The organism is Caballeronia eucalypticola (genome assembly GCF_047608185.1).
Lineage (GTDB): Bacteria > Pseudomonadota > Gammaproteobacteria > Burkholderiales > Burkholderiaceae > Caballeronia.
This window is the reverse complement of record NZ_JBLKRU010000014.1, coordinates 1-26,341: the sequence shown is the minus strand read 5'-3', so window position 1 is coordinate 26,341 and position 26,341 is coordinate 1. Positions and strand designations below refer to the sequence as shown.

21 protein-coding genes are annotated in these 26,341 nt (G+C 61.1%); 10 read left to right on the top strand and 11 right to left on the bottom strand.

Going from position 1 to position 26,341, the window contains the following annotated elements; all coding sequences use genetic code 11:
• Nucleotides 1–14: 14 nt before the first annotated feature.
• The 9 genes from ACMX25_RS17650 (at nucleotide 15) to ACMX25_RS17610 (ending at nucleotide 10,932) form a co-directional block, all read left to right on the top strand.
• On the top strand, nucleotides 15–1,406 hold the full coding sequence (locus ACMX25_RS17650; RefSeq protein ID WP_414951486.1) for a type II and III secretion system protein family protein: 1,392 nt from the start codon (nucleotides 15–17) through the stop codon (nucleotides 1,404–1,406).
• Between the two features lie 84 nt (nucleotides 1,407–1,490).
• Nucleotides 1,491–2,885 (top strand): fimbrial protein, encoded by a 1,395-nt coding sequence (locus ACMX25_RS17645; protein WP_414951307.1) that lies wholly within the window; start codon nucleotides 1,491–1,493, stop codon nucleotides 2,883–2,885.
• Between the two features lie 3 nt (nucleotides 2,886–2,888).
• Entirely contained in the window at nucleotides 2,889–4,271 is a 1,383-nt protein-coding gene (locus ACMX25_RS17640; RefSeq protein WP_414951306.1) for a CpaF family protein, read from the top strand.
• Nucleotides 4,264–5,292: a type II secretion system F family protein gene (locus ACMX25_RS17635; RefSeq protein WP_414951304.1), complete on the top strand. Its 1,029-nt coding sequence runs from the start codon at nucleotides 4,264–4,266 to the stop codon at nucleotides 5,290–5,292. The genes ACMX25_RS17640 and ACMX25_RS17635 overlap by 8 nt, the downstream gene beginning before the upstream one ends.
• A 2-nt stretch (nucleotides 5,293–5,294) precedes the next feature.
• A complete protein-coding gene (locus ACMX25_RS17630) occupies nucleotides 5,295–6,314 on the top strand; it encodes a type II secretion system F family protein (RefSeq protein WP_414951302.1) in 1,020 nt (339 codons plus the stop codon).
• Nucleotides 6,315–6,334: 20 nt separating this feature from the next.
• Entirely contained in the window at nucleotides 6,335–7,246 is a 912-nt protein-coding gene (locus ACMX25_RS17625) for a pilus assembly protein (RefSeq protein WP_414951300.1), read from the top strand.
• 55 nt (nucleotides 7,247–7,301) lie between these two features.
• Nucleotides 7,302–7,685 carry a DUF3613 domain-containing protein gene (locus tag ACMX25_RS17620; protein WP_414951298.1) on the top strand — a complete coding sequence of 128 codons (384 nt, stop codon included), beginning with the start codon at nucleotides 7,302–7,304 and terminating at the stop codon, nucleotides 7,683–7,685.
• A gap of 1 nt (nucleotide 7,686) precedes the next feature.
• Nucleotides 7,687–9,474, top strand: coding sequence for a TadG family pilus assembly protein (locus ACMX25_RS17615; protein WP_414951296.1), 1,788 nt, complete (start codon nucleotides 7,687–7,689; stop codon nucleotides 9,472–9,474).
• Nucleotides 9,475–9,540: 66 nt separating this feature from the next.
• Nucleotides 9,541–10,932 carry a sigma 54-interacting transcriptional regulator gene (locus ACMX25_RS17610; protein WP_414951294.1) on the top strand — a complete coding sequence of 464 codons (1,392 nt, stop codon included), beginning with the start codon at nucleotides 9,541–9,543 and terminating at the stop codon, nucleotides 10,930–10,932.
• A 47-nt stretch (nucleotides 10,933–10,979) separates the two neighbouring features.
• Here the strand turns inward: ACMX25_RS17610 and surE are convergent, their stop codons facing one another.
• From surE to ACMX25_RS17555, 11 genes are all read right to left on the bottom strand, one after another.
• Nucleotides 10,980–11,795 carry a 5'/3'-nucleotidase SurE gene (gene surE / locus ACMX25_RS17605; RefSeq protein ID WP_414951292.1) on the bottom strand — a complete coding sequence of 272 codons (816 nt, stop codon included), beginning with the start codon at nucleotides 11,793–11,795 and terminating at the stop codon, nucleotides 10,980–10,982.
• Nucleotides 11,796–11,883: 88 nt separating this feature from the next.
• Nucleotides 11,884–12,123 (bottom strand): hypothetical protein, encoded by a 240-nt coding sequence (locus ACMX25_RS17600; protein ID WP_414951290.1) that lies wholly within the window; start codon nucleotides 12,121–12,123, stop codon nucleotides 11,884–11,886.
• Between the two features lie 197 nt (nucleotides 12,124–12,320).
• Nucleotides 12,321–13,322: a DUF1571 domain-containing protein gene (locus ACMX25_RS17595; RefSeq protein ID WP_414951288.1), complete on the bottom strand. Its 1,002-nt coding sequence runs from the start codon at nucleotides 13,320–13,322 to the stop codon at nucleotides 12,321–12,323.
• A 168-nt stretch (nucleotides 13,323–13,490) separates the two neighbouring features.
• A complete protein-coding gene (locus ACMX25_RS17590) occupies nucleotides 13,491–14,804 on the bottom strand; it encodes an acetyl-CoA C-acetyltransferase (protein WP_414951287.1) in 1,314 nt (437 codons plus the stop codon).
• Between the two features lie 103 nt (nucleotides 14,805–14,907).
• The gene (locus tag ACMX25_RS17585; protein WP_414951286.1) at nucleotides 14,908–15,846 is read right to left on the bottom strand and encodes a MaoC family dehydratase; all 939 of its coding nucleotides are present in this window, start codon (nucleotides 15,844–15,846) and stop codon (nucleotides 14,908–14,910) included.
• 2 nt (nucleotides 15,847–15,848) lie between these two features.
• Nucleotides 15,849–17,282: a 3-oxoacyl-ACP reductase gene (locus ACMX25_RS17580; protein ID WP_414951285.1), complete on the bottom strand. Its 1,434-nt coding sequence runs from the start codon at nucleotides 17,280–17,282 to the stop codon at nucleotides 15,849–15,851.
• A 63-nt stretch (nucleotides 17,283–17,345) separates the two neighbouring features.
• Nucleotides 17,346–19,850 carry an acyl-CoA dehydrogenase gene (locus tag ACMX25_RS17575; RefSeq protein ID WP_414951284.1) on the bottom strand — a complete coding sequence of 835 codons (2,505 nt, stop codon included), beginning with the start codon at nucleotides 19,848–19,850 and terminating at the stop codon, nucleotides 17,346–17,348.
• 120 nt (nucleotides 19,851–19,970) lie between these two features.
• The gene (locus tag ACMX25_RS17570) at nucleotides 19,971–20,795 is read right to left on the bottom strand and encodes a TetR/AcrR family transcriptional regulator (RefSeq protein WP_414951282.1); all 825 of its coding nucleotides are present in this window, start codon (nucleotides 20,793–20,795) and stop codon (nucleotides 19,971–19,973) included.
• A gap of 229 nt (nucleotides 20,796–21,024) precedes the next feature.
• Nucleotides 21,025–22,251, bottom strand: a complete 1,227-nt coding sequence (locus ACMX25_RS17565; RefSeq protein ID WP_414951280.1) for an MFS transporter — start codon at nucleotides 22,249–22,251, stop codon at nucleotides 21,025–21,027.
• 327 nt (nucleotides 22,252–22,578) lie between these two features.
• A complete protein-coding gene (locus ACMX25_RS17560; RefSeq protein ID WP_414951484.1) occupies nucleotides 22,579–22,830 on the bottom strand; it encodes a hypothetical protein in 252 nt (83 codons plus the stop codon).
• Nucleotides 22,831–22,944: 114 nt separating this feature from the next.
• Complete coding sequence (locus ACMX25_RS17555) at nucleotides 22,945–23,475, bottom strand: Lrp/AsnC family transcriptional regulator (protein ID WP_414951279.1); 531 nt, start codon at nucleotides 23,473–23,475, stop codon at nucleotides 22,945–22,947.
• Nucleotides 23,476–23,626: 151 nt separating this feature from the next.
• Here ACMX25_RS17555 and mdeB point away from each other — a divergent pair.
• Nucleotides 23,627–26,341, top strand: a 2,715-nt coding sequence (mdeB, locus tag ACMX25_RS17550; RefSeq protein WP_414951278.1) for an alpha-ketoglutarate dehydrogenase, incomplete at its 3' end; no start/stop codon positions are given.

Genomic DNA, 26,341 nt, shown 5'->3' with positions numbered 1-26,341 from the left:
GTGCAAAGACTTCCATGCCGGCAGCAGGCACGACCGACTCTGCTGCGTCGCGGATCATCGATATTGTGGTTGGCACTCAGAAGCAAATTGCGATGGGACGCACGTTGCAGCGTGTGGCCGTGGGAGACCCCTCGGTCGCCGATGTGCTTTGGCTCAAGAGCAATGGCGGCGCGAACGGCGGTTTGCTGCTGGTCGGAAAAAGCGCGGGACGCACGGAGATGATGGTGTGGGAGCGCGGTCAAGCGACGCCGCACACTTACACGATCAACGTCACCACGCTAGCAGCCCGCGAGTTGCTCGGCAGCGATACCCCTGCGGTCAACGTGCTTGGCCGCACAGCGGTGATCACCGGGTCCGCTGCGGGCATGGAATCACACCAGCTCGCCGTGGCCGTGGCGAAGGAATCGGTCGCTAGGAGTGCGGGCTCGTCAGAGTCGCAAGGCAAAGATGCCGGGTCGCAAAACGACAGCTCATCTGACCCGCTTGCTACTGGAGGGGACAAGGGTGCGAAAGGAGGCACGGTCCTCGATGCCTCCACGATAGCAACCAGTCCCGTTGTCCAGGTTGATGTGAAAGTGGTCGAGTTCAGCAAGTCCGTGCTGAAGGAAGCGGGCTTTAATCTCTTCAAGCAGAACAACGCATTTGCGTTCGGCACCTTCGCGCCTTCATCGATGTCGTCGTACACAGGCGGCGCGACTACCAATCTACAGGTTGTGTCCGCGTCGCCTATCAGCAGCGCCTTCAACCTGATTGTGAACCTGGGTTCCCGGGGTATTTTCGCGAACCTCAGCCTGCTTGAATCGAACAACCTCGCACGCGTGCTGGCGGAACCGACGCTCGTCGCGTTGTCCGGACAGAGCGCGAGTTTCCTCGCCGGCGGCGAGATTCCGGTGCCCGTGCCGCAGTCGCTCGGCACGATCAGCATTGTCTACAAACCCTACGGTATCGGGCTGACGGTGACGCCGACCGTGCTCGGAGCGAACCGCATTGCGCTCAAAGTCGCGCCCGAAGCAAGCCAGCTTGATTTTCAGCATGCGTTGACCATCAACGGCATATCAGTGCCGGCGATCACTACGCGGCGGGCGGATACCACGGTCGAACTCGGCGACGGCGAGAGTTTCGTGATTGGCGGATTGATCGATCGCGAAACGTCCTCGAACATCGACAAGGTCCCTATGCTCGGTGATTTGCCGGTTATCGGCGCGTTCTTCAAGACCCTGCAGTACACGCAAAACGATCGCGAACTGGTGATCGTCGTAACGCCGCATCTGGTCTCGCCGATTGCAAAAGGAGCGGTACTTCCGGCCACGCCGGGCGAGCAATCCGAGCGGCGGGACGGACCGGTGTGGCGCTCGTTCATCGGTGGTTTTGCATCGCGTGAAGCGGTGCCGGGATTCTCGAAATGACGGACGCCGGGTCGGGCAAAGCGATGGATGCAATGAGATGTGCTGGCAACGCTGCTCGCGCAGATGTGGCAGGAGAAAGCGGCAATGAACGCAAGAGTTCACTCTTTGACTGATGTAGACGCGGCCCCCTCAGGCGTCCGGTTCCTGTGCGTCTGTTCGGATGCGGGGCGCCGGGCGTGGCTCGCGCGCGCGTTGGGTGCGCTGGGCGCGATCGAGCACGTGCCGTTCGATGCTGTCGCGCTGATGCCGAAGATATCGACTTTGGGCGCGACGATGGTGTTCATTGACTTCGCCCGTGCACCGCTTGAAGCGCCCGAATCAAGCATTGCAAGCGCAACGGCCATGGCAAGCGCGGTGCACGATGCATTCCCGGGGGTCGCCATCGTTGCACTCGGTTCGCTGCAGCAGTCGGCGAGCGCAATTGCGGCATTGCGCGCGGGCGTGCGCGATTTTATCGATGTTGAAGGCGAACCCGGCGAAGCACTTCGGATAGCGAAGCAATTAATCGAGCAAGCCAGCCGATCCACGAAGACGGAACACGTTGCTAATCGCCACGGCCATATGACGGTACTGCTCGGTGCGCGCGTTGGCATGGGCGTCAGCACGCTGGCAGCGAACCTGGCGGTGAGGGTGCAAAAACGCGGCGCGGCTGCATTGAAGACCTCCGCGCTGCTCGACCTCGGCATTCCCGCGGCAGACAGTTCGGTGCTGCTCGACACACAAAGCGAATTCAATTTCGTCGATGCCGTGCGTAACCTGCGCCGCTTCGACCAGACCTTCGTTCATACCGCTTTCGGACGCCACGCCAGCGGCCTGGCGGTGACCACGCTGCCCGCAGATCTCACGGCGATGCGCGAGGTGTCGTATGCATCGGCGGTAAATCTGGTGAACCGGCTGCGGACTTTCTTCGATCACCAGATCATCGATCTCGGTGGTTTTACGAACCTCGAGTTCGTCGCGCAGATGGTTCGCACGGCAGATAACGTGTGGCTGGTGTGCGATCCGAACGTGGCGTCGGTGGTATCCGCCGTGGAGTTGCTGGAAGGCCTGCGTGTCCACGATGCCAACACACGCTTGCCCAAGGATCGCGAGGCCGCCGAAGCGCCGCAGAAGCTGCATCTGATCGTGAACAAATTTGATCCGGCGCTGCAATTTGGCGCCGAGCAGATTGCAGAGCGGCTTGGGTTGCCGTTGCTCGCGGTATTGCCCGCACGTGCACAGGCGCTTGGGCGCGCGGTGAATCAGGGGCGCCTGCTGGCGGATGTTGCTGAGCGCGATGCCTATGTGCGGGCTTTGGACCCGCTAGTCGCGCGACTCGGCGGCCAAAGGATCGCCGCAGCAGAGAGCATCACGTCCGCATCCGGGCCATTGGCAGATGCGTCGGACTCCGATGCAATACACCCAGCCGATACCGACACGCCGGGCGGATCGAAACAATTCATCAAGCGGCTCTTTCCCACTTTCACCAAGCGGTCATAGACGATGGAAAAAGACATCGAGTTCGCCGACGACGCAACTGCGTTCGCGCATACGCAGCAGTTCCAGGACATCAAGAATGCAGCGCACGAACATCTGCTCACGCGAATTGAAGAGCTGGGCGCGGAGTTCGGACGCTGGTCGCGCCAGGCGATCCAGCAGTTCGTTGACCTGGAGATCGACGGCTTCGTCCGGATGCGGCGCATTCCGCTGAACGAGAGCGAAGTGCGGCTGGTCGCGGAGGCGTTGACGAAGGAATTGGCAGGCTTCGGGCCGATCGAAGACCTGCTCGCGGATCCTGCCGTAGAGGACATCCTGATCAACGGTTTCGACGATGTCTACGTGTCGCGCCACGGCATGCTTGTGAAGATCCCGGTGCGCTTTGCAGACAACGCGCATTTGCTGCGGATCGTGCGGCGCATCCTCGCCCCGATCGGGCGGCGGCTGGACGAATCCAATCCGATGGTGGATGCCCGCCTGCCCGACGGCGGCCGGGTGAACGTGGTAATCGAGCCGTTGTCGCTCGACGGGCCGGTGGTATCCATACGCAAATTTCGTCGTGATCCGCTGCGCCCCGACGACTTGCTCGCGAACTGTACCTTCGATCAGGAAATCTGCAGGTTGCTCGACGCAGCGGTCGCTGCGCGCTGCAACGTGCTGGTGTCGGGCGGGACGAGTTCGGGCAAGACCTCGCTGCTCAATGCGCTCGCGTTCTTTATTCCGAAGCACGAGCGCGTGGTGACGATAGAGGACACCGCCGAACTCTCGCTGAATCATCCGCACGTGGTGCGGCTGGAAAGCCGTCCAGGCGGGTTCGACGGCGCAGGCGTGGTGTCCATCCGCGACCTCTTGCGCAATACGCTGCGGATGCGTCCGGACAGGATAATCGTGGGTGAAGTGCGTGGCGGCGAAGTGCTGGAGATGCTGCAAGCCATGAACACCGGCCACGACGGTTCGATGGGCACCGTCCACGCAAGCTCGGCGCGCGAGTGTCTTTACCGGCTTGAGATGCTGGCAGGTTTCGCGGGTTTTCAGGGCACTGAGTCGAGCTTGCGGCGGCAGATTGCGAATGCCATCGACTTCATCGTGCAGATCGGGCGTCTTTCCAATGGGCGGCGGCGGATTCTGTCGGTGACAGAAGTGACAGGACTCTCGGACAACATTGTCGCGACCCAGGAGTTGTACCGCTACGAGCCGGTCATGGAAGGCGGCGAGGAGCAGGATAACTGGGTCTCGCTCGGCATTCATCCCAGCTCGCCGAAGCTCGCCAAGTACCGTCAATCCCTCGGCAACGACAGGAGCGGGGATAACTTCAACGACGGCTTCGGACGGGGTGGCAGTGGCGGCGGTGGTGGTTTTGGACGCTCCGGAGGGAGCTTCAATGTCTAGCGGTATCGGTCTCGTGCTGGTCGTTGCGCTGCTCTGCGCGGCCGGCGGCTTGCTGCTATGGCAGCGCGCACAGGACAACCGCGAACGCGCGCTGACCGATCGTTTTGTCGACCGGCGCGTGGCGTCCATACAGGGCGCAACGCCGGGGGCGACGTCGGGTGCATCGGCAGGCTCGGCATCTGCCAGGAACGGTCAGCGCACTCGCCCGGCCGCTTCTGCCGCGATGTCATCGAATGCAGCGCAGCGAGGTATTCGTGAGAATGCGCGACATCTACAGATGCGCGTGGCGTATGCCTTTGGCAACCTGATGAGCCGGGCAGGCATAGCCAGCCCGCGCAACTTTTTGATGGGCCTCGGGGCGGTGATCCTGCCGGCGGCGTGTTGGGTCGGCGCACGTACGCACTGGCTCGTTGGGCTGGGCTTCATCGCCTTCGGAATGCTCTGCGCGTTTGCGTTCCTCTCGTGGCGCGCACAAAAACGCTATCAACGCATCTCGCGCCAGTTGCCCGTATTTCTCGATGGCATCGTGCGGCTCATCACGATTGGCAACAGCGTGCCGGCCGCGTTCCAGGCCGCCCTGACAACCACCGACGCGCCGTTACGCGAGTGCCTCGACCAGGTCTCGCGGATGTTGCGTTCGGGCGTCGAAATAGATGTGGCGCTAAAGCAGGTGGCTTTGGTGTATCGCGTGCGCGAGCTGGAACTGGTTGGCTCCGTGCTGCGGATATCGGTGAAATTCGGTGGGCGCTCCGACGTGATGCTCGACCGCATGGCAGTGCTGATGCGCGATCTCGAACAAGCCGAGCGCGAATTAATTGCACTGTCCACGGAGACGCGTTTGTCTGCCTGGGTGCTTGGGTTATTGCCGGCGCTGCTGGGCGGCGTCGTGATGATCTCCAACCCGTCGTATTTTCAGGCGATGTGGTCCGATCCTTTCGGCCAGCGCCTGGTGTACTCGGCGTTCGGGTTGCAGATGTTGGGCGCCTTCCTGCTTTATCGGCTCGCACGCCTGAAGGATTGATCATGGCCGCTGACACTGTGTTCGCTCTTGCCCTGCTCGTCGCCGCTATCGGCTGCGCGCTGCTGGGCGTGCTCGCGTTCATGGGCCTTGCGCGCATGCAGCGCGGCGTGCGCACGCTCGACCACGCGCTCGATCAACGCGCGGCCAGTTCGGCAGCGCGCGCGATTGCAGCGGGTAGGGAGACGCGGCAGATGACAGACGCGAAGGACACGAAGAACGCAGGTGAGGCGGAGCGGGGACGGGCCAAAGGCAGCGCGCTGTCGCGCCTCGCCGATGCACTCAGCCGCGTAGCAGTAAGTTGGCTGGACACGCGGCTTGGCGCGATTGTCGTGGCGCCCGAAGACCGGCGATTGCTGGACCGATGCGGTTTCCTCGATGCCAACACGCGCGCGCGTTTCTTCGCCGCGCGCATAGGGTGCGCCGCGTTGCTGCCGTTGCTTGCGCTGGGTTGGTTCAATGGAGAACCGCACCTCACCCTGTGGATGATCACCGCGTTCGTGCTGGGCTTCATGTTGCCGAAATGGTTCGTGCAGCGCCGCGCGAAAACGCGTCAACGCTCGGTAGCAAATGAATTGCCGATGTTCGTCGACTTGCTGCGTTTGCTGCAGGGCGTCGGCCTGTCGCTCGACCAGAGCCTGCAAGTGATGATCAACGATTTCGCGACCGTGCTGCCCGTGCTCTCGCAAGAACTCGCGCTGGCCCACCGGCAGTTCACCACCGGGCGCACGCGCGAGCAGTCGTTGAGCCGGCTCGCGACGAGCTACGAAAGCGATGACCTGAATGCAGTGATGCGGCTGGTGGTCCAGGTCGACAAACACGGCGGTGCGGTACAGGAACCGCTCCGCCAGTTCGGCGACCGACTGCGCGAAACGCGCCGCGCGACATTGCGTGAACGGATTGGCGCGTTGACCGTGAAGATGACCGGCGTGATGGTGCTGACGTTGCTGCCCGCACTGTTGATCATGACGGCCGGTCCGGGGTTTATCGCCGTGTTCCATTCGCTGTCCACGATGCATAAATGAACGTTGAAGAGAGTGATTTCATGAAAACAATCGAAATCGAGAACCGCCTGCCTGCTGTGGCCCTGATGCTTGCCTGCAGTGTTTTAACGGGCCTGGGCGGTTGTGCGTCAAAGATGGAAAGCGGTTATGGCGTCGGCATACAGGCGGAGCGCGAAGCCGCGCTACAGCAATCGCAGCAGAAGCAGGACGCGCCCGATACGCCCGGCATGTATCTCGCGCTGATCGACCGGATGCAGGCGCAAGGTTTGTTCTATGCGTCGCTCGCGCACATTGACGCCTACGAGAAGCAATACGGCTCGACCCCCGACACAATTTTGCTACGCGCCGATGCCTTGCGGCAGACCGGCCAGGCCCAGGGCAGCGCTGATTCATACACAAAATTGCTGAACACGCCGTTGGCGGCGCGGGGGTATCGAGGACTCGGTTTGCTGGCTGGCGCAGCAGGAGAGTTTTATAAGGCATCCGAATCGTTCGATGCCGCCACGCGCCGGCAGCCAACGGATGCGCTCACGCTATCGGATCTGGGTTACGCGCGCTTGCGTCTGGGCGATGTCGCGGGCGCTCGCGTACCGCTGATGAAAGCCGCGGAGTTGGCGCAGGACAACCCCAAGATCCTGAGCAACGTCGCGCTGTTCCTGCTCGCCGACGGTCAGGCTGCTGCTGCGCAAGGGCTGATCGCGCAGCAGAAATTTTCGCCGGAAGTGCAGCAGGCGATCCGCGCGGATGCGCAGCGCATTGCGGCGGCTTCTACACAAGCCACGCGCGCGCGGGCGGCTGAGGTTGCGGCAACGACAACCGAGAGCGCACGCGTTCCCATGGTCCGTGCACCGCAAACAGTCGACGCCCTGCTCAACGCGCAATTGCCGCTGACGCAGGCCTACGATCAATCCACCGCGATGTCGGGCAAACAACCGCAACCGGTCGCACGGTGAGGGACGAACCATGCACGAGTATCGAACGAGGCGAGGGCCTGACAGGATGACCGCCATGACTGCAGCATTGATCGTCGGGTTTTGTGCAATGGCGATCGCTACCAGCGGGGCGGCTCAGACGCAGACACCATTGACGTCGCAGGAACCACCGGCAGCGCTACAGATCCAGCAGCGAGTACAACCGCAAGCACAAGCCCCGGCTCCGATAGAAACAGCGGCCGGGACCCGTCATGTCACCTTGATCGGCGATGCCACGCTATCGATGCTCGCGTTGCAGCGAAGCGGCCAGTTGGCAGCCCCTGCTCGGCCAATGTTGGGTGCGGAAGCGAGCGCCGCGTACGCGCGTTATCTGAAGTCCTTCGATCATCCGATTCCCGAACATATGGATTCATCGGTGGGCGCGGTCGGCGGCGCGATAAGCAGTGGAGCGTCGAACTGACATGAACCGCCTGCCGACAGCGCCATGCAAACCAATACCGCCCAGCCGCAAACGGCAGCGCGGCGTGGCGAGCGTGTTGGCGGTGTTCTGGCTTCTCGTAGCGGTCGCAGCGCTTGCCGCAATCGACGTAGGTAACGTGTTTTATCAACGGCGTGTGATGCAAAACATCGCGGACATGGCGGCGAACGCGGGTGCCCAGGTCGTCGATAACGCTTGCTCGCGCGCCCCTGCCACCGCGCTCGGTATTGCAGGTGCAAACGGCTTCAACGCGTCGGCGTCGGGCAGTTCGATTACCACGACCTGCGGGCGCTGGGATCCGACGCTTTATGCCGGTCCGGCCTACTACGCGGCGAACGCTACGCCGAGTAATGCGGTGCAGGTGACGGTGTCGAAGCAAGTGCCTTACTTCTTCCTGGGTAAAGGACGTGCAGTCGGTGCGACGGGACTGGCGCAAGCGGTCAACGTCGGGGCGTTCACGATTGGCACGACGACGGCAAGCATCGACCCGACCGTCATCACCGGCTTGCTGAACGCAATGCTCGGGACGAACATCAACGCGTTGCAGATATCGGCAGCGGGTTACGCCGGTCTGGCGCAATCTCGAATCCAGATTGGCGACCTGATGACAGCGGCGGGGGTCGGTACCGTGGACCAGTTGCTCGCGCTCAACCTCACGGCGGCGCAACTCGCCAATTACATGCTCACTGCCTTACAGAACACGCAAGTGGCGAACGCCAATCTGTCGGTGGCGGTTGGTGCACTGCAGGCTGTCGTGAACGCAAATATTCCTGGCTCGCAGACCATTTCAATCGGCGCGATGAACGGCGCCGCGGGTCTGCTGCAAGTCGGACTAGCCGATACCCAATCCGCGCTGAAAGCGACCATCAGCCCGTTCGATGCGCTGTTCGTGATGGCCGACATGGCGCAAGCGGGCAAATCTGCCGTGAGTGTAAGCACCGGCCTGAATCTCGGTATCGCAGCCGCCTCGTTGCAAGTCCAGGTGATCCAGCCCCCGGTGCTGGCGATAGGCGAGGCCGGGCAGACGCCGGCCGGCGTGTGGCGAACCACCGCGACGTCATCGCAGGTACGTGCTTATCTCCTCGTGAGCCTGGGAGCGGTGCCCGGTTCGTTTATCGGCCTGGGTTCGACGCCCTTGCTGAAATTACCGATATCAATTGAAGTCGCGCCTGGAACCGCCCGGCTCGAGTCCACTAAATGCGCCGCGACGGCAGCCGCGAGCAATAGCGTCGTCGGCGTGCAGCCGGGGATTGCCAACGTGTGCGTGGGCAATCCGCCTTCGAACATGTCCGCGTCGGCGGCGTTCAGTTGTTCGCAGGCCGCAACGCTGGTTTCCGTACCTAGCCTCACTCCGGGAGTTCCGCTTCTCACCATCTCGGTGAAAGCGCCGATAACGGCCGTTGTTCCAGCGGACAGCCTCTCCACGCTGTCATTCGATGGCATCGCAGGGAATGCCGATGATTATCAAACGGTGAACTCGAACCGTGCGGGCCACGTCATCAGCTACGCGTTGACCAATCTTTCCACGGCGATCTCGCAAGGCGGGTTGGTGGTGGATACGCCCGTGCCCATCCTGAATGTGGTGATTCAATTGCTGATCCCTGGCCTGGTTAGCGCGACGCTGAGCACGCTCGTCGGTTTGCTGACACCGGTACTGGGTGCACTGGATTCGGTCCTCGTCCCGGTCCTGCAACTCTTGGGCGTGCAGATCGGCGTCAGCACGATCCACGATTTATCGCTGACATGTGGTCAGTCGCAGCTTCAGTATTGATAGATGAGTGAACCCACGACTAGCGGGCGCCGTTAACGCAGTAACGAAAGCCATGAGACTCAAGCAATGAGACCAGCGACAAAAATCGATGACCTCGATATTTACGTGTGGGAAGGCAAGGCGGATATCGTCGAGCAGGTGGTGCACTGCATGTCGAGTTTTGAAGTCGATGTGATTCGCGCCGACGGCATGCAGATTGCCGCGGGCCAGGATTCGCAACGCCAGGCAATCGCCATTGTGAGTGTGAGCGTGATCGATACGGGTGCGTTCGCCTTGCGCGATTGGGAAGCGCATCGCGGCATGCCGGTGATCTGGGTGGGCGCCGCGCCGCGCGAACGCGACACGAGCGTTTTCCCCACCGACTACTCGCATATCCTGCCGCTCGATTTCACCGGCGCCGAGTTGCGCCGGATGGTGGCGAAGCTTGCCCAGCAACTGCGCGCGCATGGCGAGCAAGCGCAGGAACCGAGTGCGCTGATAGCGAATGCGGAATGCATGCAGGCCTTGCTGCACGAAGTACATACCTTCGCCGACTGCGATACCAGTGTGCTCGTGCATGGCGAAACCGGCGTGGGCAAGGAACGCATTGCGCAGATGCTGCACGAGCAGCACAAGCGTTATTCCGAGGGACCGTTCGTGCCGGTCAACTGCGGCGCGATCCCCGATGGCCTGTTCGAATCGCTGTTCTTCGGTCACGCGAAAGGCTCGTTCACCGGCGCCGTGATCGCGCATAAAGGTTACTTCGAGCAGGCCGACGGCGGCACGCTTTTCCTCGATGAAATCGGCGATATGCCGCTGTATCAGCAGGTCAAGTTATTGCGCGTGCTGGAGGACAGTGCAGTCACGCGGATCGGTTCGGCTACGCCAGTGAAGGTCGATTTCCGGCTGGTTGCCGCGACGAACAAGAGCCTGCCGCAACGGGTGAAGGAAGGTGAGTTTCGCGCGGATCTTTATTACCGGCTGGCGGTGATCGAGTTGAAGATTCCGTCGCTGGAAGAACGCGGGGCCGTCGACAAGATTGCGTTGTTCAAGTCGTTCATCGCGCAGGTGGTGGGGCTGGAAAAACTCGCGACCTTGCCCGAGTTGCCTTACTGGCTGGCCGATGCTGTCGCCGATAGTTATTTCCCCGGCAACGTGCGCGAACTGCGCAATCTGGCGGAGCGCATAGGCGTGACCGTGCGGCAAGTGGGATCTTGGGACACCGCGCGGCTGCAGCGCCTGCTCGCGCTTGCCCGCACTGCCCAGCCGGTTCCGCCGGAGCTGAGCGCTGAAGTGATGGTCGACCGCAGCAAGTGGGACATGAACGAACGCAACCGCGTGCTGGCCGCGCTCGAGGCGAATGGCTGGAGGCGCCAGGATACCGCGAGTAACCTCGGCATCAGCCGCAAGGTGCTGTGGGAAAAAATGCGCAAATTCCAGATCTTCGATGAAGAACCGGAAACGCGTGTGGTGGGTTAGGACGTTGCGAACGGCGGCGAGAATAACGCTCTCGCCGCGCTTAACTTCTACGCCAATGCTTTCGTCAATGCAGCGAACGTGCGTTCGTCGGTGCGTTCGAATTGCAATGGCGTCACCGACACGCGTCCTGATCCGACCACGGTCGTCTCGCTGTCGGCTGAATTCTCACGCGCGCTGCGCTGAAAACGCAGCCAGTGATATTGCAAGCCACGCGGATCAGTTTGCGGCAGTACCTCGATACCTTCGACCAGTCCCACACCCTGGCGAGTCGCGGTGAGCGGGCCGGCCAACGCGGCGTCAATATCGGGGAAATTCACGTTGAAGCAGGTGGGCGCATCGTAGTCGAAGTCGACCAGTGAGCGGATCACACCGGGCGCGAGTTCGCGCGCCGTATCCCAGCGCACGTTGTCGCGGTCGCTGAAGGTCTGGCTCAATGCAATGGATGGCAAGCCGAGCAGCAAGGCCGTCATGGCCGCGCCGACCGTGCCGGAGAACATGGTTTCCACGCCCAGGTTGCCGCCGCGGTTGATGCCCGACAGCACCAGCGTGGGTGGCGCGTCTTGCATCAGGTGGCGCACGGCCATGACTACGCAATCACCCGGAGTTCCGAGCACGCCGAAGCGGCGCTTGCCATGCTCGCTCACGCGCAACGGCGAATGGAGGCTGATGGAATGTGACGTGCCGCTTTGATCGTGCTCGGGGGCGACGACCCACACTTCGTCCGCGATTTCAGCGGCCACCGCTTCGAGCACGGCCAGGCCGGGTGCGTCGATACCATCGTCGTTGGTCAGCAGAACGCGTGCGAGTCTGGGCCGGGAGCCAGGCAGAGACCCAGCCAGCGAAGCAGAAATTGAAGCGGGCATTGCACATCTCCTTTCGATTGAGTGAGAGCGTCACTAACCGATTATTCCAGAGATCGCGGTGCCGGGTTAAAGCGTGAGTAAAGCGGAGTTACCTGATGCCGAGGCCGCGCAGCACTGCATTGCCGTCATCGGTCAAGCGGAACTTGGACTCGCCCGGCGTAGGCGACACCATTTCCACGTAGCCGTATTCGCTCAGCGAAGCAACGTCGGGGGGCGCGGCCATCGCGTCGATCGGCGCGTGCAGCAGCAACAGCAGCGTGGCGATTTCGTGGTGACTGAGTAATCGCTTGATGGCCCGTACCGGAGCCGATGCGTTGCGGAGGTTCATGACGAACTCCTTTCGTTAATGCTTTGTCTTTGTGTCGTGCAGCGCGTCGATTGCACCATACAGCAACGCGTGAAGTTTCGATAAAGTTGGGCAAGGGTATCGATCAACTCTTAGGCGAGACTTAAAATCAGGCCAAATGCCACGCGTGCGTCTGCTATGAGGACGATTGGCGAGACGAAAAATTGTGATCGAAGAAGTTAAAAATTGTAAGCGGGGTTCTTGGGGTTGAACGCGGCGTCGTCGAACGTCTTTGGCGCAATGTTCTGGAACACGATGCTTTCGAAAATCTTGCCGTCGTTATCGAAGGATTCGGCCGTCCGGAAATACGGCCGCCTCAGGTCCAGTCCGAGGATCTCCTTCTTTGCGTAGAAGTCGGGCTGTCCTGAAGGAGTTTCGTAAGTGAACGCGACCACGCGGGCGCCATCAATCGTTTTCACTTCGATGTTGTTGGCGCGCGTAACCCCGGCGTCGGCGAATTTCTTGCCTTCGGCCAGGAATTGTTGCGTGATGTATTCGGTCCCGAGATCGCGGACAGAATGCCGCGATTGCGAGCGCGCGAGCGAGCCGTCGAGTGACGTCCAGATCGCAATCACCTTGAGCAGGCCGCCCAGATGCCCATACATTTCATTGGGGCGCGCGGTTTCGTCGTAGAGAATCTCCTGGCCCGCATGTCCGCCATCGGGCAGCCATTTTGCGTAGACCCGCAGCGGGTCGCGTGTCACGCGCACCAGCATGTGGTCTTCCTGACTCGGCCACATGCCGTGGATGCGTTCACGCCGCAACATGCTGAACTCATACGACGGATAACCGTTCGGGCCATTCTTCAGATAGCGCGGCACGGTAAGCGGATCCAGCGATTTGAATAGCGAAACCAACGCCGTGTCGCTCATGTTGGCGAGCATGCCGCTGCGCGCGGCGTGGGTCAGCCAGCGGACCTGGCCGTCGAGCGGGAGTTTGCCGACCTGCGCCGCGGGCGTCTTCGGCGGCGTGCTCGTTGCATTGGTGGAGAGCGCCGGACCGGCTGCGGAGGTGGCAGCGGACGTTGGCAGCGCGGCCATGGCCGTGCTGGCTGCCTGCTGTGCGTTCGCGGGCATGCTCATGGTCACGGCTGACAGGGCGAGGGCGGCCAGCAGAGCCGGGACCCATGCGCATGCGCGGATCAGCTTGCTATTTTGTCGACGCGCTCGTGCTCGATGCATGAAGTTCTCCGTGACCGTTTATGTTGCTTGGGCTGCGTATTCGTCGCGCAGTTCACGGCGAACAAATTTCCGTTTGTTAGAACGTCAGAAGGTTAGAACGGATCACGGAGAGCTTAAATTCCAGTGCGCTTTGTTTTATCGGGGTTTATCTTCGTTTAGCCACCTGCGTCATCGCTCCAGAATGGCAACAACGCCCTGACCACCCGCCGCACAGATCGAGATGAGACCTCGGCGCGTTTGCAAGTCGCCGGGCGTTTGCGCCGGCATCGCCAGCATCTTCGCAAGCGTCCCAACGATCCGTCCGCCGGTCGCCGCAAACGGATGCCCCGTTGCCAGCGACCCTCCGTTGATATTCATGCGGCTGCGCTCGATCGAGCCGAACGGGCCGTCCAGGCCGAGTTGCGCGCGGCAGTATTCCTCGTCTTCCCAAGCTGCGAGCGTGCACAACACCTGTGCGGCGAATGCTTCATGGATCTCGTAGAAATCAAAGTCCCGCAGCGCCAGTCCCGCTCGTTGCAGCAATCGCGGGACCGCGTACGCTGGCGCCATCAGGAGGCCTTCTTTCTTGTCGAAGAAATCGACGGCCGCGGTTGCTGAGAGCGTGAGATAAGCGAGCACGGGCAAGTTGCGCGCGGCGGCCCATTCTTCCGATGCCAGCAACACCGCCGATGCGCCATCGGTGAGCGGCGTGGAATTACCGGCCGTCAGCGTACCGGCGTCGCGGTCGAAGACGGGCTTCAGCGCAGCGAGCCGCTCGGGCGTGAGATCCGGCCGCAGGATGTTGTCGCGTGAAAGGCCCTTGTACGGCGTCATCAGGTCGTTGAAAAAACCGCGCTCGTACGCAGCCGCTAGCTTCCTATGACTATCGAGTGCAAGTTCGTCCTGCGCCTCGCGCGATATCTTCCAGCGCTTGGCCATCAGTTCGCAATGTTCGCCCATTGAAAGGCCGGTACGGGGTTCGCTGTTACGCGGCAGCATGGGCTTGAGCAACATGCCGGGCCGCAGCTTCGCCAGCGCGCTCATGCGCTGTGCCGTGGACCTGCCGCGGTTCGCTTCGAGCAGGATCTTGCGCATCCGTTCGTTCACACCAATGGGTGCGTCCGAAGTGGTATCCACGCCGCCTGCAATACCCACATCGATCTGGCCGAGCGCGATCTTGTTCGCGACCAGGATGGCGGTTTCAAGGCCCGTTCCGCATGCCTGACTGACGTCGTAAGCGGGCGTTTCCCGGGCGAGCGTGGTGGACAGCACCGCCTCGCGCGTGAGATTGAAGTCACGTGAATGCTTGATCACCGCACCCGCCGCGACTTCGCCGAGACGCAGGCCGTGCAGGTCGTATCGGTCGATCACCCCTTGCAGCGCGAACGTCAGCATGTCCTGATTCGATGCCGTCGAATACGCCGTATTGGAGCGGGCGAACGGAATCCGGTTGCTGCCGAGAATGGCTACGCGACGCACGGCGGGAAGGGCGCTCACAGTCATGATGAGGTCTCGTCGAGGGATACCATGGGCGCTTCAGGCTCGGGTTCGGTCAGCGTAAATTGTTTAGAACGCCGTATGATCAGGTATAAAACACGGGCCGCGATCATGGCAGTTTCCACTCGAAGCGGCCGCGCAGATGCAAGCGTTCACCCACCAGATCTCGAACTTCAAAGTCGCGTCCTGTCGCTGACAAAGCTGCTGTCCATAACGTGGTTTCGGCTGGCAGGAAGATGGGTGACTTGAAGTCTGCCTGCACATTCGCGGCATCGAGTTGCTTTGACGGTTGTAACGCCGCCAGCGTGCGTCCGAGTGTCCACATGCCATGCGCAATGGCGCGCCGGAAGCCGAACGCTTTCGCCGAAAGGGCGTGCAGATGAATCGGGTTGAAATCACCGGACGCTTTTGCATAATCGCGGCCGAGTTGCGCGGGAAGCTGCCAACGCGCTTCACGGATCAGCAAGGGCGGCGTCGGCTTGGTGGTGTCGGCTTGAGGAATGGAAACGTGATGGTGATTCGCAACGCCGCGCTTCAGATACACGCTGTCCGCATCCCAGACCGCCTCACCGCCTCGATAAATTCGCGTATGCAGCGTGAACGCCTGGCCCTTGTCGTGCGCCACCAGTTCACCGCTTTCCACTTCAATGCGCAACGCCTGTCCCGAGTGCAGCGTGCGCCGCAAGCGTACGCTGTTTGACACATGCACGAGACCCATCGCTGGCCATGGAAACGCGGGATCGGTGAGCAGCATCAGGTGCAACGGGAACGCCATCACGTGAGGGAAGGTGACAGGCACGCCTTGCTCGGGGATAAAACCGCATACGCGTGCATAGCGGCCGATCTGTTCGGGATCGAGTGCCACGTTTGGACGAACGAGGCGCAGCAGCGGTAGTTGATCGACCGCTTCGGGCCGTTTAAAAATGCCCTGCAACGCACGGCCATAAAGTTTCGCCGGTGGCGGCAGGGCGCCAAGGATCACCGTGCGCATGCGTGCCGAGCTTGAGGATGAACCTGACGGCGAGTTGGACAGAGGCGGAATGCCCATGGTCATGCTCCGATCAGGCTTTGTCCGCACACGCGCACCACGTTGCCGGTGATGCCGGCGGACGCAGGACTGGCGAGCCACGCGATGGTCTCCGCCACATCCACGGGCTGGCCGCCCTGGCTCATCGAATTCATGCGTCGTCCGGCTTCGCGAAGTCCGAGCGGAATCCGGGCGGTCATCTGCGTTTCGATAAACCCCGGCGCCACCGCGTTGATCGTGATGCCCCGCGCGCGCAGCGCTTCGGCCATGCTTTGCACGCGGCCGATCACGCCGGCCTTCGAGGTCGCGTAATTCGTCTGACCGAGATTGCCGGCAATGCCGCTGATCGACGATACCCCAATGATCCGCCCGCCCGCATGCAGCACGTTCTGATCGAGCAGCAGGTCATCTATGCGTTCCTGCGCGGAGAGGTTCACATCGATCACGCTGTCCCACGCGGCTTCCGTCATCTTCGCGATGGTCTTGTCGCGCGTGATGCCGGCGTTGTGTACGACGATATCGATACCGCCCATGGCCAGCAGAGCGGCCGCAATGGTCGCGGGCGCCTCGGGTGCCGCGATATCCGCGACGAGCGCCGTGTGCGCCCCTTGCGACGGCCACGCATCCTCCAGCGCGAGCATGGTCTGGTCGAGCGCGTCTTGCGCCTGCGGGACATCGAGCCCGAGCACGTGCGCGCCGCGATCGGCCAGCACCTGGGCAATTGCGGCGCCGATCCCGCGTGCCGCGCCGGTGACAAGCGCACGTTTGCCCGCGAGCGGCTGGTTCCATTCGGCGGGCGGCGTGGATGGCGTGGTATCGATATGCACGACTTGCCCCGATACATACGCCGAGCGCGGCGAGAGCAGAAAACGTAATGCTCCTTCAATATCGGCGCCCGGTTCCACCTGAAGCAGATTCGACGAGATGCCGCCACGCGCCTCCTTGCCGAGCGAACGCGTCATGCCTTCGAGCGCACGTTGCGCGGTCCACGCACGCGGCGACGCGCAGGATTGCGGTGGCAGTCCCAGCACAACGATACGGCCGCTCTTCGCCACCGACCGGATTGCATCGTGGAAGAAGCCGTAAAGCGCATGCAGTTGCGTGCTGTCGGTGATACCCGTGGCGTCGAAGATCAGCGCTTGAACGCGGTCGTTCGGCGGCGCGCCGGCCGAGCGCGGTTCGAAGCGTCCGCTCATGGCGCTATGTTTTGCCGCGACGGGCAGCCACGACCCGAGCGCACTTTCGTGGGCGACGCTCGTCATGCCGAGAGCAGTCAGCAGCGTAATCAACGGCTCGAACAGCGTGGGCGAGGGGCCGGCTCCTATTGCGGCTATACCGTCGAATTCCGCGCGGCCTTGTGCATGCCGCCGCAGAACTTCGGGCTGAGGCAAGCCGATAGAACGCGCAACGCTCGCGCCGAAAGGGGAATTGACGAAGTCGAGATAACGATCTTTCATGCCTGCCTGAAAAGCGGTTTAGCGTTTGCCCGGGAGCGGGGCCTGAATGAGCTTGGTACAAACTCAAGCGTGGATTTCTTCAGGTTCGTTCGCCAATGCTTCCTGGCGTTTCTTCAATGCATCGAGCATACCGAAATCCGCCCCGAAGTCGTCGACCTTGACGACTTCCACGCCGTAACGCGCGTAATCGGAGAGTACCTGACGTTCGCTTGCATCGATCAAACCCTGCATTTCGCAGGTCGCCGCCCATGCGTCGAGATCGGGCAGGTTTTGCGGCATCGGCGGGATTTTCTTTGCTTTGACCGCATCGCGCAGCTTGTGCTCGATCTCGGCGTAGCGCGGACTCAGCGCGAACATTAGCTCGCCGTAACCAAGCGGATCGATATGCACGGGCGGCGCGTACGAGTCCGCAATCAAACGTTCGCGGGCGTCACTGGGCGTGGTCATCAACTCGGCGATAGCCGTTCCCAACCGATCCCGCGGCACGCGATGCGTCATGCCGAATGGAAACGCGAGCACGCGCACGAAGCCTGCCGCCAGCGACTTCGGATAGTTCGCAAGCACGCCTTCGAAGGCCATTTGCGCTTGATGCAGCGCGTCTTCGACACCCCAGCGCACGAGCGGAAGATCGGCTTCAGGACGGCCGTCGTCTTCGAAGCGCTTCAGCGTGGCCGAGATCAGGTAGAGCTGCGAGAGGATATCGCCGAGTCTTGCCGACAGGCGTTCGCGCCGCTTTAGTTCGCCGCCGAGGACGAACATCGAGACATCCGCGAGCAGCGCGAATGCCGTGGCGAGGCGAGTGGCCGCGCGATAGTAAGGCACAAGACGCGCGTCGGCCCGGGTAGGCTTGGGGATCAGCGCGCTGCCGCCCAGCGCGAACACGAAGCTGCGCACCGCATTCGATGCGGTGAAGTTCGCGTGACTGAAGAAGGCGTTGTCAAAATCACGCAGGCCCTGGGCGCGGTCGGCATTGCGCGTAGCGGTCATCTCTTTGAGCACATACGGATGACAGCGGATCGCGCCTTGACCAAAGATGATGAGGCAGCGCGTGAGGATGTTTGCGCCTTCCACCGTGATTGAAATAGGCACCTGCTGGTAAGCGCGCGCCAGGAAATTCGATGGCCCCATGCAGATGCCTTTGCCCGCGACCACGTCCATGCCGTCGTTGATTACTTTGCGCGCGCGCTCGGTGATGTGATATTTCGCGATCGCCGAAATCACCGATGGTTTCTCGCCAAGATCAACGCCTTGTGCCGACAAGCGGCGTGCCGCGTCCATCACATACAGGTTGCCGCCCATGCGCCCGAGCGCTTCCTGGACGCCTTCAAACTTGCCGATGGCGGTACGGAACTGACGCCGCACTGCCGAGTACGCACCGGTGCCGCGCACGGCCAGCTTCGCCATTCCGACGTTCGATGAGGGCAATGAAATGGCGCGTCCTGCTGCGAGACATTCCATCAGCATGCGCCAGCCGTTGCCAACCTGCTCGCGCCCGCCGATCACCCAGTCGAGCGGGATGAAGACGTCGTTGCCCCAGTTCGGTCCGTTCTGGAACACCGCGTTCAGGGGCCAGTGACGGCGGCCGATATTCACGCCCGGGTGATTCGTCGGGATGAGCGCGCACGTGATGCCGGCTTCGTCGCTGGCGCCAAGCAAATGATCGGGATCGAGCGCGCGAAACGCGAGGCCGAGCACGGTGGCGATCGGCCCAAGCGTGATGTAGCGCTTCTCCCATGTCACGCGAAAGCCGAGCGTTTCGCGGCCGTCGTGCAAGCCCTTGCAAACGATACCAACATCGGGGATCGCAGCCGCGTCCGAGCCCGCGTAGGGGCTGGTCAGCGCGAAGCAGGGGATTTCATCGCCGCGAGCGAGACGCGGCAGATAGTGATTCTTCTGCGCGTCAGTCCCGTAGTGCATCAGCAATTCGGCAGGGCCGAGCGAGTTGGGCACCATCACCGAAACCGCTGCCGCAGAGCACCGCGTGGCGATTTTCATGATGACCTGCGAATGCGCGTACGCGGAGAATTGCTTGCCGCCGTACTGCTTCGGGATGATCATGCCGAGGAAGCCCTTCGACTTGATGAACTGCCACGTTTGTGGTGACAGGTCTTGCCAGACCGCCGTCGTTTCCCAGTCGTTCGCGAGATCGCAGAGTTGCGTGCATTCCGTATCGATGAACGCGCGCTCTTCAGCCGTGAGCACCGGTGCGCCGAGCGCGAGCAACGTGTCCCATTCTGGACGTCCTGAGAACAGCGATGCATCCCACCAGACCGTGCCGGCTTCAATTGCATCGCGTTCGGTCGGCGACATCTCGGGCAGGATCTTGCGGAACAGGTCGAAGATGGATTTAGTTAGTAGTGCACGGCGCAGCGGCTTGATCGCAAGCACGAGCGCGGGCAGCACAAAGACGATCGCAAGGAGCGCGGTGACGACCGCTCCGGTCACGCCCGCGAACCAGCCGATAGCCACCCAGATCACTGTCCACGCGAGCCACGCGGCGGCGGGCGCTTGCATATACAGCAGAGCACCGCTCACGATAAACAGTGCGACCACGAAGCTGGCTGTCATGACGACCTCTCCTGTTGTTGTTCGATAGTGTGCGCTGGAACGGGACGGAGGCGGCGTGCATCGGCAGCTTATTGTTCAGCACATTACATTCCCGGCGCGCGCGTCCTCACCGTTTTTGATTCAGGCAGTGGCATGTTGCGACGCGGTATCCAGCGCGAACGAATTTGTGTTCACAGAGCTCGCACACAACGCGCCATCCGATGCCGTTTCGCGCTCGAAGAACATGGAAGCGAACGGGCACACACCGTTTGGCGCAGACAAGGGCGCTTTGAGCGCGGCCACCATGACGAGCGCGACACGGGCGATTAATTGCGAGTCCTCCAGACGCTGGCCCTGCGTGAAATCGGCGATAAGGCTGCTCGTATCGGCGCCGGCCAGAATGCCGCTAAGCGAGCCGATGCAAAAGTGCAGCCGCCATCCAAGCTCTTCGCGAGGCAAATGAGGCAGGACTGTTTGAAACGCATGGAAGAAGCGCTCGGCGACATCCGCATAAATGCCACGCAGGAAGTTACGGATGAACGGCGACGGATCGGTGTAAGCGCGGCCGAGCAGGCGCAGCAAAGCAGGGCCGCTTTTCTCGACGCAGCGCGATTGCTGCAGCGCCGGGATAAACAGTGCGCCGAGGATGTGCTCGCAAGTGAGTTGCGAACCCAATGACGACTGGAAGCGTTCGAGCAGGGCCAGGCGATTCTGGTTAAGACCATCGAGCCGGCGCGTGAGCATCGCGTGGATCAGTGCGTCCTTGCCGCCGAAGTGATAGTTCACGGCGGCAAGGTTGGCGTCGGCGCGAGCGGTGATGAGCCGCATCGACATGCCTTCGTAACCGGCGTCGATGAACAGCGATTCGGCGGCGTCGAGCAAGCGGGTTTTCGTATCGCCGGCCGTGCGCGATGTTGGACGACTCGATGGGCGGCTAGATGCGGCGAGCGTGGAACGGGTTGGCACTAGCGTCTCCGGGACCGCGGCGGCGGTCCACATTCTGGGAATGGTCGAGTAAAGCCTTTAATTAAAACGGGCGTTCTAATCAAGATAAAAAGCTTTGGGCGTATCCACAAGCCATTTCATGGAGCGTGCTCTCTAGAAAGAGAACGATCGTGCGCGGGGAGGGAGCAAACAGAGTTGAATCGAGTGGAAAAATGGAGACGCGAGCGCGTCTCCATCGGATAAAAAATACTTAAACCGTACTGGTCGCCGCGACCTGCTTGGCGGATTCGGTCATATCGATACCTCGCCGTTCTCGGCTAAAGAAAATAAGCCCCGCGATCACCACGGCAACCGTGCCGCCGACCAGCGCCATGGCAAGTCCATAGTTATTGCCATTCTTGATGGCGATAGACGCTTGCATGGTGGCATTGACCGAAGCCAGCAGATTCCCCAACTGATAAATAAGGCCGGGAAAGGTGGCGCGAATTTCGTCGGGCGAAATCTCATTCAGGTGAACCGGGATCACGCCCCAGGCCCCTTGAACCGAGATCTGCATCAGGAACGCTCCGGCGGCCAGGGCTACCGGGCCACTCGAGAACGCCCACAGCGGCAATACCGGCAGCGCGATCAACGCGGCAATAAAGATTGCCCAGCGGCGCCCGATTTTCTCCGACATCGACCCGAAGAACAGCCCGCCGCAGATTGCCCCGATATTCAGGACGATCGTGATGAGCGCAACCGTGTGCGGATCGAAGTGATGTTGTTCGCGCAGGAAGGTCGGATAAAGATCCTGGGTGCCATGCGAGAAGAAGTTAAACGCGGTCATCAGGACAATCGCATAGACGGACAACTTCCAGTTCTGCTTGAGCGTCTTCAGCAAACCGGGCCGTGGTTTTTTCTCCATGGCCTTCCATGCCGGCGATTCAGGCACGTGTGCGCGCACATATAAAACCAGTAATGCGGGCGCCACGCCAATGAAGAACATACCGCGCCAGCCGACGTATTGATACGCGAGGCCGAACACAATAGACGCCAGCAAATAGCCGCTCGGATAACCCGCTTGCAAAAGGCCCGAGACGAAGCCGCGCGCTTTGGTCGGCACGGTCTCCATGGTGAGGGCAGAGCCCACGCCCCATTCGCCGCCCATTGCAATACCGAACAGCGAGCGCAGCACGAGCAACGTAAAGAGATTCGGCGAGAAACCCGACAGCAATTCCAGCAGCGAATAGATGGCGATATTGACCATTAACGTTGGACGCCGGCCGTATTTATCGGCGAGACGGCCGAAGATCAGCGCTCCAATAGGCCGCATCGCGAGTGTCAGCGTAATACCTAAAGCGACTGCCGGAATCTTCGTATTGAATTCAGTGGCGATATCTTTCAATATGAAAACCATTAGAAAGAAATCGAAGGCATCGAGCGTCCAGCCTAAATAGGCCGCAATCGTCACGTTTCTTTGTTCTCGCGTCCAGCTCATTACCGTAATCTCCCCATTTCGCGTAATTGATCAACCATGACGACGTGACCGAGGCCTTCTCTGCGCCGCGCCGAATAAGGCGCTCGGCTGGTGTCGGCAGGTTGGAGTGTACGCCGCTGTTTAATTCAATGCTCGCAACGATCCGCCAAATTGGTATTAACCCCGGTGCGGTTTGATGCTTTTCGCGCAACGGATCAATCGGGTAGCTTTCGGTTAAGTGGGTGAATTAAAGAAAATGAAAGTTAATTGAATTATTATTGTATTAAATGAGTGTGAAGATGAACGCGATGTACTTGCGGGCACATCGCGGTTTTAGGTAGCTACGCGTTAGTGCGAGTCAACCAGCGCCCGTAAACCGGCGTCACGAATCTCCAGCACATCGAACACGCCAAGCGCGCGCAATGCGGGGACGGCATCGACAATATCGTTCTCCGCTGCTGCACGCTCATTCGCCGTCGTTAAAGGATCAATCCAGACTCGCGCATTGGCGAGGAATGCACCAACGGTGCCTTTGCGGACGGTGATGCCGTTTAGCGTGGCTTCGTTGAGGTGATCGGGAAGAATATCTGCAGCGCGCATCATGTACTCCTTGGTGTGGTTGACCCTCCGACTTTAGAGAGCGGCAACCGGACGCGCTGCGGCGTCAATGCCATTCGATACGCTTTCCACGCCAAACCCACAGACTATTAGAAGCTAACTCCACTCCGCGTCGGCATTCTCGTCAGGTTCATGCAACGTCAACCCCGACAGCGGCAGCGGCAGCGCCGTCTTATAGCGTACCTGCTTGAGCGCGAAGCTTGAACGGATGTTCGAGATGCCCGGTATCTTCGTGAGCCGTTCAATGATGAACCGCTGCAGTGCCTGGATATCCGGCATCATCACGCGCAGCAGGTAATCCGCGTCGCCCGTCATCAAGTAACACTCCATGACCTCAGGCCGCTCGCCGATCGCTTCTTCAAAACGCCGCAGCGCGTCTTCATCCTGTTTCGTCAGGCTCACCTGAATGAACACGTTGATCCGAAGCCCCAGCGGTTCCGGATTCAGCAACGTGACCTGCTGTTTAAAAAGCCCCAGCTTTTCGAGCGCGCGAACCCGGTTGAAACAAGGCGTTTGCGACAGGTTGACTGCCCGCGCCAGTTCCGAATTGGTGATGCGCGCATTCTGCTGCAACTGGTTCAGGATGCCGATGTCAATGCGGTCCAGCCGTTTAGGCGATGTGGTCATAGCTCGAATATTCTGGGGAAATGGGCATACGCGGAATAAATACACTATCCCTGAGCCTGATTAAAAGCAAATCAGAGGCACATTCTGCGGCGTAATAGTTAAGCTGTATTGAATGCCAACGCTATTCCCCCATTCAATGCGGAGCCGTGCCATGACTGATTTATCCAGCGGAAGCGAACAGATTCTGTCGATATCCCGAGGTCGCGAAGACACCGATCCTGAGGAGACCGCCGAATGGCTTGAGGCGCTGGATGCAGTCACCGAACACGTCGGCCGGGATCGCGCGCAATACCTTTATGACCGCCTCGCGGAGCATGCGCTTTCGTTGGGTATCGAGTCGTCACGTGCGCGTGTCACGCCTTATATCAACACCATTCCTGTTGCAGAGCAGCTGCGTTATCCGGGCAATCTGGAGATCGAGGAAAGGCTCGCCGCCGCGTTGCGCTGGAATGCGCTCGCGATGGTCGTGCGCGCCAACAAGGCTTACGGCGAGCTTGGCGGTCACATAGCGAGCTATGCGTCCGCAGCCGATCTCTTCGAAGTGGGCTTCAATCATTTCTTCCGCGCGGCTGCACCGGACGCGGGCGTGGGCACGGGTGGCGATCTTGTCTATTTCCAGCCGCATTCATCGCCGGGTGTGTATGCCCGCGCGTACCTCGAAGGCTTTCTTAGCGAAGAACATCTGGAGCATTACCGGCAGGAGATAGCAGGACCCGGACTGTGTTCGTATCCGCATCCGTGGCTCATGCCGGACTTCTGGCAGTTCCCCACGGGCTCGATGGGCATCGGTCCGATCAACTCGATCTATCAAGCGCGCTTCATGCGTTACCTGCAAAACCGCGGCCTTGCGAAGACGCAGGACCGCAAGGTGTGGGGCTTCTTTGGCGATGGCGAGATGGACGAGCCGGAATCGATTGGCGCGTTATCCCTCGCTGCGCGCGAACAACTCGACAACCTGGTGTTCGTCATCAACTGCAATCTGCAGCGGCTCGACGGACCGGTGCGCAGCAACGGCCGCATTATCGACGAGCTTGAAGCGCAGTTCATTGGCGCGGGCTGGAACGTGATCAAGGTCCTGTGGGGTTCCGACTGGGACGCGCTCTTCGCACGCGATCAGACGAACGCGTTGCTGCGTGCGTTCGCCCATACGGTCGATGGCCAGTTCCAGACCTTCTCGGCCAACGATGGCGGTTATAACCGCGAGCGCTTCTTCGGCCAGAATCCCGAACTCGCCGCGCTGGCTTCGCATCTGAGCGATGAAGATATCGACGGCTTGCGCCGTGGCGGCCACGATGTGCGCAAACTGCACGCGGCTTACGCGAAGGCGCTGGGTCATCGAGGCCAGCCAACCGTGATCCTTGCCAAGACGATGAAAGGCTTCGGCATGGGTACATCGGGTCAGGGCAGGATGACGACGCACCAGCAAAAGAAGCTTGGCTTCGATGACCTGAAGGCGTTCCGCGATCGTTTTCGCCTGCCGCTGTCGGACGCCGATGTCGAAGCGGTCAAATTCTACAAACCTGCGGAAGACAGTCCGGAGATGCAGTACCTGCACGCACGGCGCGCAGGTCTTGGAGGTTATCTGCCCAGAAGGCGGAGAGTGGCGTCGGAGGCGCTGATCGTCCCGCCGATGACAACCTGGGGCCAGTTCGCCATCGACGCGGCCGGCAAGGAGATGTCGACCACCATGGCGATCGTGCGCATGTTCGGTACGCTGATGAAGGATGCAACGCTGGGCCCTCGCGTGGTGCCCGTGGTCGCCGATGAAGCGCGCACCTTCGGCATGGCGAACATGTTCCGACAGGTCGGCATCTATTCGCCGCTCGGGCAGTTGTACGAACCGGAAGATCTCGGTTCCATGCTCTATTACCGCGAGGACACCAAAGGACAAATTCTTGAAGAGGGCATTTCGGAAGCGGGGGCAATGTCGTCATGGATTGCCGCGGCGACGTCGTACAGCGTGCACGATTTGCCCATGCTGCCGTTCTACATCTATTACTCGATGTTCGGTTTTCAGCGCATTGGCGACATCATCTGGGCCGCGGCGGACCAGCGCGCACGCGGGTTCCTGATCGGTGCGACTGCGGGCAAGACCACGCTTGGCGGCGAAGGGCTGCAGCATCAGGATGGCAGCAGCCACCTGGTGGCATCGACGATACCGAACTGCCGCGCCTACGATCCCGCGTTTGCTTATGAGCTCGCGGCTATCGTCGACGAAGGCATGCGCGAGATGGTCGAGCGCCAACGCGACGTGTTCTATTACGTCACGGTGATGAACGAGAATTACGCGCAGCCATCGGTGCCCGGCGGCGACCTCGAGACCCTGCGCGAGGGCATCCTCAAAGGCATGTATCCGCTCGCGACGGCACCGGACGCGACGGCGCAGGTGCAGTTGCTCGGCGCCGGCGCGATACTCGTCGAGGTCATCGCGGCGCAGAAAATGTTGCGCGACGATTGGGGCATTGAGGCAGCGGTATGGAGCGTGACGAGCTTCACCGAATTGCAGCGCGACGGCATGGCGTCTGAACGGCTTGCGCGTCTCGGCGAGATGGCTCCGGCGCCGTATGTGAGCACCATGTTGTCTGCATCGCGCGGCCCGGTGATCGCGGCAACGGACTATGTACGCGCCGTGCCCGAACTGATCCGCGCTTACGTGCCGCGTCGCTACGTGACGCTCGGCACCGACGGCTTCGGTCGCAGCGACACGCGTCAGGCACTGCGCGAGTTCTTCGAGGTGGATCGTGCATCCATTGTGATTGCAGCGCTGAAAGCACTGGCCGAGGACGGGGAGATCGATATCGCCATCGTGCGAAAAGCGTCGCAGCAGTATGGGAAGGTGGCGTCGGCGCTGGGCGCTCCCTGGCAG

Coding starts and splice junctions, on each gene's coding strand:
- ACMX25_RS17585 (WP_414951286.1), bottom strand. CDS start 15,846: ATGGGCATTCCGCCTCTGTCCAACTCGCCGTCAGGTTCATCCTCAAGC.
- ACMX25_RS17580 (WP_414951285.1), bottom strand. CDS start 17,282: ATGAAAGATCGTTATCTCGACTTCGTCAATTCCCCTTTCGGCGCGAGC.
- ACMX25_RS17630 (WP_414951302.1), top strand. CDS start 5,295: ATGGCCGCTGACACTGTGTTCGCTCTTGCCCTGCTCGTCGCCGCTATC.
- ACMX25_RS17595 (WP_414951288.1), bottom strand. CDS start 13,322: ATGCATCGAGCACGAGCGCGTCGACAAAATAGCAAGCTGATCCGCGCA.
- ACMX25_RS17615 (WP_414951296.1), top strand. CDS start 7,687: ATGAACCGCCTGCCGACAGCGCCATGCAAACCAATACCGCCCAGCCGC.
- ACMX25_RS17625 (WP_414951300.1), top strand. CDS start 6,335: ATGAAAACAATCGAAATCGAGAACCGCCTGCCTGCTGTGGCCCTGATG.
- ACMX25_RS17565 (WP_414951280.1), bottom strand. CDS start 22,251: ATGAGCTGGACGCGAGAACAAAGAAACGTGACGATTGCGGCCTATTTA.
- ACMX25_RS17650 (WP_414951486.1), top strand. CDS start 15: ATGCCGGCAGCAGGCACGACCGACTCTGCTGCGTCGCGGATCATCGAT.
- ACMX25_RS17590 (WP_414951287.1), bottom strand. CDS start 14,804: ATGACTGTGAGCGCCCTTCCCGCCGTGCGTCGCGTAGCCATTCTCGGC.
- ACMX25_RS17560 (WP_414951484.1), bottom strand. CDS start 22,830: ATGCGCGCTGCAGATATTCTTCCCGATCACCTCAACGAAGCCACGCTA.
- ACMX25_RS17635 (WP_414951304.1), top strand. CDS start 4,264: ATGTCTAGCGGTATCGGTCTCGTGCTGGTCGTTGCGCTGCTCTGCGCG.
- surE (WP_414951292.1), bottom strand. CDS start 11,795: ATGCCCGCTTCAATTTCTGCTTCGCTGGCTGGGTCTCTGCCTGGCTCC.
- ACMX25_RS17600 (WP_414951290.1), bottom strand. CDS start 12,123: ATGAACCTCCGCAACGCATCGGCTCCGGTACGGGCCATCAAGCGATTA.
- ACMX25_RS17575 (WP_414951284.1), bottom strand. CDS start 19,850: ATGACAGCCAGCTTCGTGGTCGCACTGTTTATCGTGAGCGGTGCTCTG.
- ACMX25_RS17645 (WP_414951307.1), top strand. CDS start 1,491: ATGAACGCAAGAGTTCACTCTTTGACTGATGTAGACGCGGCCCCCTCA.
- ACMX25_RS17620 (WP_414951298.1), top strand. CDS start 7,302: ATGACTGCAGCATTGATCGTCGGGTTTTGTGCAATGGCGATCGCTACC.
- ACMX25_RS17610 (WP_414951294.1), top strand. CDS start 9,541: ATGAGACCAGCGACAAAAATCGATGACCTCGATATTTACGTGTGGGAA.
- ACMX25_RS17555 (WP_414951279.1), bottom strand. CDS start 23,475: ATGACCACATCGCCTAAACGGCTGGACCGCATTGACATCGGCATCCTG.
- ACMX25_RS17640 (WP_414951306.1), top strand. CDS start 2,889: ATGGAAAAAGACATCGAGTTCGCCGACGACGCAACTGCGTTCGCGCAT.